Below are 7,744 nucleotides of genomic sequence, written 5' to 3' on the forward strand. Positions count from 1 at the left end.
CGCAATTGAAGCCGCATTCTGAAGAGCAGAACGCACAACTTTCACAGGATCAACAATTCCCAAAGCAATCAAATCACCAAATTCACCCGTGGCGGTATTATAACCATAAGTGTCAGCATTATTTTCCAGCACTTTGCCCACAATAATAGCGGCTTCTTCACCAGCATTGCTTGCAATCTGGCGCGCTGGTGCTTGTAGAGCACGACGAACGATACTAATACCAGCTTCTTGGTCAGGATTACTTCCCTTAACGGTCAACGCATTTGCTGCACGCAACAATGCGGTACCACCACCAGCAACAATACCTTCTTCAACAGCAGCACGTGTTGCATTCAAAGCATCATCAACACGGTCTTTCTTTTCTTTCACTTCAACTTCTGTTGCACCACCCACACGGATAACAGCAACACCACCAGCGAGTTTAGCAAGTCTTTCTTGCAATTTTTCACGGTCATAGTCAGAAGTTGTTTCTTCAATCTGAGCCTTGATTTGATTGACGCGAGCAGTAATTTCGCTCTTTTGTCCAGCACCATCAATAATGGTGGTGTTTTCTTTAGAAATATTCACTTTCTTTGCACGTCCAAGCATATCCAAAGTGACATTTTCAAGTTTAATGCCCACATCTTCAGAAATAACCTGTCCAGATGTCAAGATAGCGATATCTTCTAACATTGCTTTACGACGGTCACCAAATCCAGGAGCTTTTACAGCAGCAATTTTCAAACCACCACGTAATTTGTTAACAACGAGCGTTGCCAAAGCTTCACCTTCCACATCTTCAGCGATAATGAGAAGTGGTTTTCCAGATTGCACAACAGCTTCAAGCACAGGAAGAAGAGATTGCAAATTAGACAATTTCTTTTCGTGAATGAGAATGTAAGGATCATCAAGATCAGCGACCATTTTCTCAGCATTTGTGACAAAATAAGGGGAAAGATACCCACGGTCAAATTGCATTCCTTCAACGACTTCTAATTCCGTTTCAGCGGTTTTAGCTTCTTCCACGGTAATGACGCCTTCATTGCCCACTTTTTCCATAGCATCAGCGATCATTTTACCGATTTCAGCAGCGCCATTAGCGGAAATTGTTCCCACCTGTGCAATTTCTGCTGAAGTTTGAATTTTTTTTGCTTTTTTGAAGAGGTTTGCCACCACTTCTTCAACAGCAGCATCAATCCCACGCTTCAAATCCATTGGGTTCATGCCTGCAGCAACAGCTTTAACACCTTCTTGCACAATAGCTTGTCCTAAAACAGTTGCTGTTGTTGTTCCATCACCAGCGATATCATTGGTTTTAGAAGCAACTTCGCGCAACATTTGTGCACCCATATTTTCGAACTTATCTTCCAGTTCGATTTCCTTTGCAACGGATACACCATCTTTTGTGATGCGAGGTGCACCGAATGATTTATCAATCACCACATTGCGACCTTTAGGGCCGAGTGTCACCTTAACAGCATTAGCAAGGATGTCGACACCGCGCAACAAACGCTCACGCGCTTCACGGCCAAATTTGACTTCTTTAGCAGCCATTTAATTTCTCCTTGGAGTTTTCTCAAAATAGTACACAATGAAAAACTAAGTGCTTCAATTAGCCCATAATTCCCATAATGTCAGATTCTTTCATGATGAGGAGATCTTCCCCATTAATCTTGACTTCAGTTCCAGACCATTTTCCAAACAAAATACGGTCTCCTGTTTTGACTTCTAAAGGCACGCGCTTTCCGTTATCATCGAGAGCGCCATTGCCAACAGCAATCACTTCGCCTTCTTGGGGTTTTTCTTTTGCTGTATCAGGGATGATAATCCCACCAGCCGTTTTATTTTCAGATTCAACCCGACGGACAACGACACGATCGTGAAGTGGGCGGAATTGTATATTAGCCATGTTTTAAATCCTTAAAACTGAACATAATTGCATTAATCTTAAAAGTTCTTGCTAGCACTCTCAAACTACGAGTGCTAGCATGTGTTAGATATAAAATCGGCATCTCTCAATGTCAAGAATAGCCATAAAAATAATTTCTCTAAATGAAGCTTCAAAGTCTTGCCTCTTATTGCACTTTCGCGTTATCTATCTTTTTTGAGAACCCGTGAACAAAAAAGGATCTTATCATGGTTGAAACACGTCAGGAAACGGATAGCTTTGGAACGATTTCGGTACGTCAAGATCGTTATTGGGGCGCACAAACTGAACGTTCTCTGCATAATTTTAATATTGGCAGTGAAAAGCAGCCTCTTGCCATCATCTATGCCTTAGTCCTTGTCAAAAAAGCAGCAGCGATTGTAAACATGGGCAAAGGAAAACTACCAGAAAATATTGGGAAAGCAATTATTGCCGCCGCTGATGAAGTGCTTGCTGGCGATTTTGATAAGCATTTTCCACTGTCCGTCTGGCAAACAGGTTCTGGCACACAAAGCAATATGAATGTCAATGAAGTCATTGCTAATCGTGCTAGTAAGATTTTGGGAGGAAAACTTGGAAGCAAAAAACCAGTTCATCCCAATGACCATGTCAATATGAGCCAATCATCGAACGATTCCTTTCCCACGGCGCTTCACATTGCCACCACGTTGCAAACACGCCAACACTTATTGCCAATCCTTGAAGCTCTTATTGCGACATTAAAACAAAAAGAGCAAGAATTTGCAGACATCATTAAAATCGGTCGCACCCACACGCAAGATGCAACACCTTTAACCTTAGGGCAAGAGTTTTCAGGCTATCGTGCCGCATTAGAAGCCAATCGTCAGCGCATTGAAAATGCTCTAACCGATGTCCACATGCTTGCTCAAGGTGGCACGGCTGTTGGCACAGGGCTGAATGCGCCAAAAGGTTTTGACGTTGCTTTTGCGCAAACAGTGAGCACTCTCACAGGAGTAACGTTCCAAACTGCCAGCAATAAATTTGAAGCACTTGCCCATCATGGCGCCCTTGCGCATTTCCACGGAAGCTTGAATGCTCTCGCTGCTGATCTGTTTAAAATTGCCAATGACATTCGGTTTTTAGGCTCTGGTCCACGTTCTGGTTTAGGGGAACTCAGTCTTCCTGAAAATGAACCCGGATCTTCTATTATGCCCGGCAAAGTCAACCCCACACAATGTGAAGCCTTAACCATGGTCGCATGCCAAGTTTTTGGTAATCACACCAGCGTAACCTTTGCCGCAAGCCAAGGACATTTTGAACTCAACGTTTATAAACCTGTTATTGGCTATAACGTTTTACAATCAATTACCCTTCTTGGTGATTGCATGCGTTCTTTTGATATGCATTGCATCCAAGGATTACGGGCCAATCGCGTTCATATTCACTCGCTCATGGAGCGCTCACTCATGTTAGTCACAGCTCTAGCACCAGAAATTGGCTATGAAAGAGCTGCTGAAATTGCCAAAGCAGCGCATAAAAATGATACAACTTTGCGCACCGAAGCATTAAAAGCAGGCGTTTTTGTAGAGGATTATGACCGATTAGTTGATCCCAAAAAGATGATTGCTCCCCAATAAACAACCCACTAAAAAAGATGCAAACGTCTTAAAACAAATCGTTCTGTCAAAAGATCGGGGTGTAAACACCCCGATGATGACCGATAACCATTACCCACAGCGTTCATTTTAGGCTCTGGTCCGCATTTATGCTATGGGTGGTTTTGTTGCTTATGTTGCTTATATTGTACTTAAAAGGCACAACGGTTTTGGAAAGAAATGGATAGTCATGGCTCAACACCCAATGGCTATACTGGCAGAAAGTGATTTAAATGGATATGACCGTAAGGTGTTTTTCATTCTAGCTTCACGTCTTGATTTTAAAAATCAATTAGCTATCAACCAAAAAGAATTAGCTCAAAAAAATCAGTATTAATAGACATAATTTCAATCGAAGTAAAAAAGATTAATGAATTCATAGTAGTTACGCTTACAATGTTATCATTATTGATAACATTGGGTAGATAACTCTTATCTCAATGAGATAATGTATTGATTTATAATAATAATCTAGCGTTATCCATATTGAATGAGAATCCTAAATACCGTAAGATTTTCTCATTTTAAATCTGTCCCATGTTGCATCAATCAAAATCACTGACTAGCACATCACAAACGGAATGAATGTATGGATAGAAATTGTATAAGATAAGGAAAAACACCTCTAATGAACCACCTCAAGTGCCAAGAACTGTCACAACGGCCAAAGGGGCCTGTCACAACATTGTGGAGAGGACTGTCACAACACCCACGAACTGGCAAATATAGTAATGGCACCGACTTGCTCCTCTATGAAGTGGAAAAGAGGTGCTCAATAGATTTATCATTATATCATTCACGAGCCACCGTCGTGAAATGGGTTTAGGAACATTGAAAGAGGACTGTCACAACACCCACGAACTGGCAAATATAGTAATGGCACCGACTTGCTCCTCTATGAAGTGGAAAAGAGGTGCTCAATAGATTTATCATTATATCATTCACGAGCCACCGTCGTGAAATGGGTTTAGGAACATTGAAAAATGTCTCCTCTATGAAGCGTGAAGATGGGTGCTCAATAGATTTATCGTTATACCATTCACGAGCCACCGTCGTGAAATGGATTTAGAAACATTGAAAAATGTCTCCTTTATGAAGTGGAAAAGAGGTGCTCAATAGATTTATCGTTATACCATTCACGAGCCACCGTCGTGAAATGGGTTTAGAAACATTGAAAAATGTCTCCTCTATGAAGCGTGAAGATAGGTGCTCAATAGATTTATCGTTATACCATTCACGAGCCACCGTCGTGAAATGGATTTAGAAACATTGAAAAATGTCTCCTTTATGAAGCGGAAAAGAGGTGCTCAATAGAGGAACAGCTGTTGGAACAAAATTCGATGCACTGAAAGGTTTTGACCTTTGCTGAAACAATTCACTCTCTGACGGGATATCCTTGACAGCTCGCAAGAAATTTGAGGCATTTGCCCCTTATGGCGCCCTCACCCATTTCCACAAAAACCTGAATGCACGCGCTAATCTCTTTAAAATAGCCAACGACATTCAGTTTTTAGGCTCTCATCCACGTTCCGTCTTTAAGCGAACGGAAAGTTTATCGTTTTACATGGCACATGAGAAACCTCTTGAAACTTGAGATTCTCGCCCTTTGCTCCTTCTTATTCTTCGTATTCCATTCAATCAATCAAAACTATTCGCTTGGATTGTCATAAGAAAAAGTAGCGTATAGATAAAAAAGAAATAAAGTCGCTCATCCCCTTAAGTGCTCAAAAGGCTATCGCCATACAAAGCTACGCAATATCAGAAACAAGCAAAGAATACGATAAAGAATATGATGGTGCCAATATGCATTTTTTACGACCAATTGAATATTAAGCACTTTGATATCAATCATAGTGGATAATATATTTAACACTTAATAACAAAAAGTGATTTTAATATATATAAAATAATATTTTTTAAACAAATAAAAAGCCTGTTTACTATATTATATTTTTTTCTAAAACACAGAGAACACTGAAGAGGCGTATATAAAAAAATCCTGAAAAATCAATACAAACGCGGGATAATAGCATGAAAACAAGTTTTAAGAACACTTAAATATAGATAATTATAGAGTTTTTGAGTATTTTAATTTTCATAATGATATTAAATATAGATTTCTTTAACCAATTCGTGTATAATGCGCTTTGTATTTTAAATGAATTGGGGACGTTTTTATGAAAACAAAATGTTTAATTGCACTATCTATTTTCACTTTCATTACCGCTTCAACAGCGCAAGCAGCAGATACGGTAATCTTTGAGCAATCAAAACCGAAGGTTTCATTGCAAAATGATTCATCATCACGTATTTCACCGGTTACTGTTTCTGCGCCTTTTTCTTGGTCTGGTTTTTATTTTGGAGGACAAATTGGATATTTTTCCAATAAAAATACTCTAAATTACGCACAAGAAGCTAGGGACGGAAAATGGGCTTTGGTTGATAGAGATTTATCACCGAAACTATCAGGATTGAGAGCAGGTTTGTATGCAGGTTCTAATATTGATCTGGGAGATCTTGTTTTCGGTTTTGATACGGACATGGTTTGGTCTGGGAAGAAAAGTACCCAAACAGACAATGGAAAGAAAATTCTAGATAAATTAGACTCCATTAACATTGCCTTTGAAGAAGCTGGAATTCCTATCATAAAACCTGCCGCTCAGGATGAAACGATACCCAACCATGGTGACATTGTTGTTAGCGGTGTAACATTGAAAGAAACATGGTCTGGTGCCGCGCGCGCGCGTATTGGTTTTGCTTCCCACCGTCTTATGCCTTATATTGCAGGGGGTATAGCCTATAGACAGATGCAATATATCATGTCACTTTTATCAAAATCGCAAGAAGATTCGACAATTTTTGCTTCTGGCAATGTGTTAGATGAGACAAAAACAATGTTTGGTTACACTGTTGGTGGTGGTTTTGATCTTGCAATGACAGATAATATCATCATGCGTACAGAATATCGTTATTCAGATTTTTTTAAAAAGAAATTTGCAAACGATAACCTTAAAATCTCTTCTCAAACGCATGATGTTCGCTTTGGTATCGCTTATAAATTCTAAGTTTTGTAGAAAAATTGAACGATTAAAAAACCCTGTTAAAAACGGGGTTTTTTAATGCCCCTTTGCACTAAAAAGACGTAGATTCTAAAAACCAGTACTAAACTGTAAACAAATAATCACGAAACAATCCAACCTCTCCCTCTCTTAAAGCAAGCTTCTATCCTCTCAGCCTTTCATGTCGTGCATTGGGAATATATAAAAGCTTTACCACCATACCACTGGGCGCCATCGTAAAATAAATGAGAGCCGGTATTTAAGAGATATTTCTTTAAAAGAAATATGGATATTGTGCATCAATTGCAGTTTTATAGGATGATGTTGACTTGGCCTCCCCGCTCTTAAAGGATAAAGATTCTAAAAACCCATTTTTAAACACCCATTTTAAAACACCATGTCCGTTTATAAAAGCACAAAAACTCTTGGGGACTCTTAAGGGGATCTTGGGCGAGCTTCTCTGGGCTCCTCCTCATGGAATGCCCTTAAGCCTAAAGCAAGACAAACACACTGAAGAATATTCAACACACAGCGAAAAAATACTGTAACGTTTCAAGGAAGTATGCCCTATATTACCACACTTCAAACGACCGTATTTTACAGCTATTGTATGCCAGAGTGGAGAAAGGATATTGCGGTTTTCTGTTTATGTAATTTCTGTAACGGGGAGACAGCTTCATTTGGAGAGAACATGAAGTTGTCAAGGTAAAAAACCAATTTCCAACCTTACCATTTCCCTCTGCTTTACAACTTTCAAAAGCCTCTGAAGCACTATTTTTTAAACCTCTAAAACTCTGTCTTTTAAAGAGTGGAGATTACGCACTACCCCATGCTTTTGTTGCTCACATATCTTTTTGGCGATCACGCCCCTCATGTCATACGACAACGCTTCAAACCAAACACACTCAAATTCAAGACACTTTGGTTGCCAACTCACATGCGTGTTTTAAAGAAACATCTCTCAAAACCCTCAAGCCCATTTTGCGAAAGCACCTACAAGAATATAAAATCTATAAAGCCTCTAAAGCACTATTTTTTAAACCTCTAAAACTCTGTCTTTTAAAGAGTGGAGATTACGCATTGCCTCATGCTTTTGTTGCTCACATATCTTTTTGGCGATCACGCCCCTCATGTCATACGACAACGCTTCAAACCAAACACAC

At 39.7% G+C, this 7,744-nt stretch carries 5 protein-coding genes and 1 pseudogene; 4 read left to right on the plus strand and 2 right to left on the minus strand.

Features of this window, described 5'->3' with window-relative positions:
- Together groL and groES are read right to left on the minus strand one after the other, a co-directional pair.
- A partial coding sequence (groL, locus tag ACFIK0_RS02370) for a chaperonin GroEL (RefSeq protein ID WP_375663416.1) occupies nucleotides 1-1,533 on the minus strand: 1,533 nt, incomplete at its 3' end.
- Between the two features lie 58 nt (nucleotides 1,534-1,591).
- Nucleotides 1,592-1,888 (minus strand): co-chaperone GroES, encoded by a 297-nt coding sequence (groES, locus tag ACFIK0_RS02375; protein WP_005774667.1) that lies wholly within the window; start codon nucleotides 1,886-1,888, stop codon nucleotides 1,592-1,594.
- A gap of 227 nt (nucleotides 1,889-2,115) precedes the next feature.
- Between groES and fumC the strand changes: the two genes are divergently transcribed.
- From fumC to ACFIK0_RS02395, 4 genes and pseudogenes are all read left to right on the plus strand, one after another.
- On the plus strand, nucleotides 2,116-3,504 hold the full coding sequence (gene fumC / locus ACFIK0_RS02380; RefSeq protein WP_375630964.1) for a class II fumarate hydratase: 1,389 nt from the start codon (nucleotides 2,116-2,118) through the stop codon (nucleotides 3,502-3,504).
- A 133-nt stretch (nucleotides 3,505-3,637) separates the two neighbouring features.
- On the plus strand, nucleotides 3,638-3,859 hold the full coding sequence (locus tag ACFIK0_RS02385; RefSeq protein WP_375663417.1) for a hypothetical protein: 222 nt from the start codon (nucleotides 3,638-3,640) through the stop codon (nucleotides 3,857-3,859).
- Between the two features lie 978 nt (nucleotides 3,860-4,837).
- Nucleotides 4,838-5,053, plus strand: a pseudogene (locus tag ACFIK0_RS02390) (lyase family protein); the annotation flags it as partial.
- 646 nt (nucleotides 5,054-5,699) lie between these two features.
- Nucleotides 5,700-6,587: an outer membrane protein gene (locus tag ACFIK0_RS02395; protein WP_375660629.1), complete on the plus strand. Its 888-nt coding sequence runs from the start codon at nucleotides 5,700-5,702 to the stop codon at nucleotides 6,585-6,587.
- The last annotated feature ends 1,157 nt before the right edge of the window (nucleotides 6,588-7,744 follow it).

Source organism: Bartonella sp. CL63NXGY, assembly GCF_042194905.1.
In the GTDB taxonomy this organism is placed as follows: Bacteria; Pseudomonadota; Alphaproteobacteria; order Rhizobiales; family Rhizobiaceae; genus Bartonella.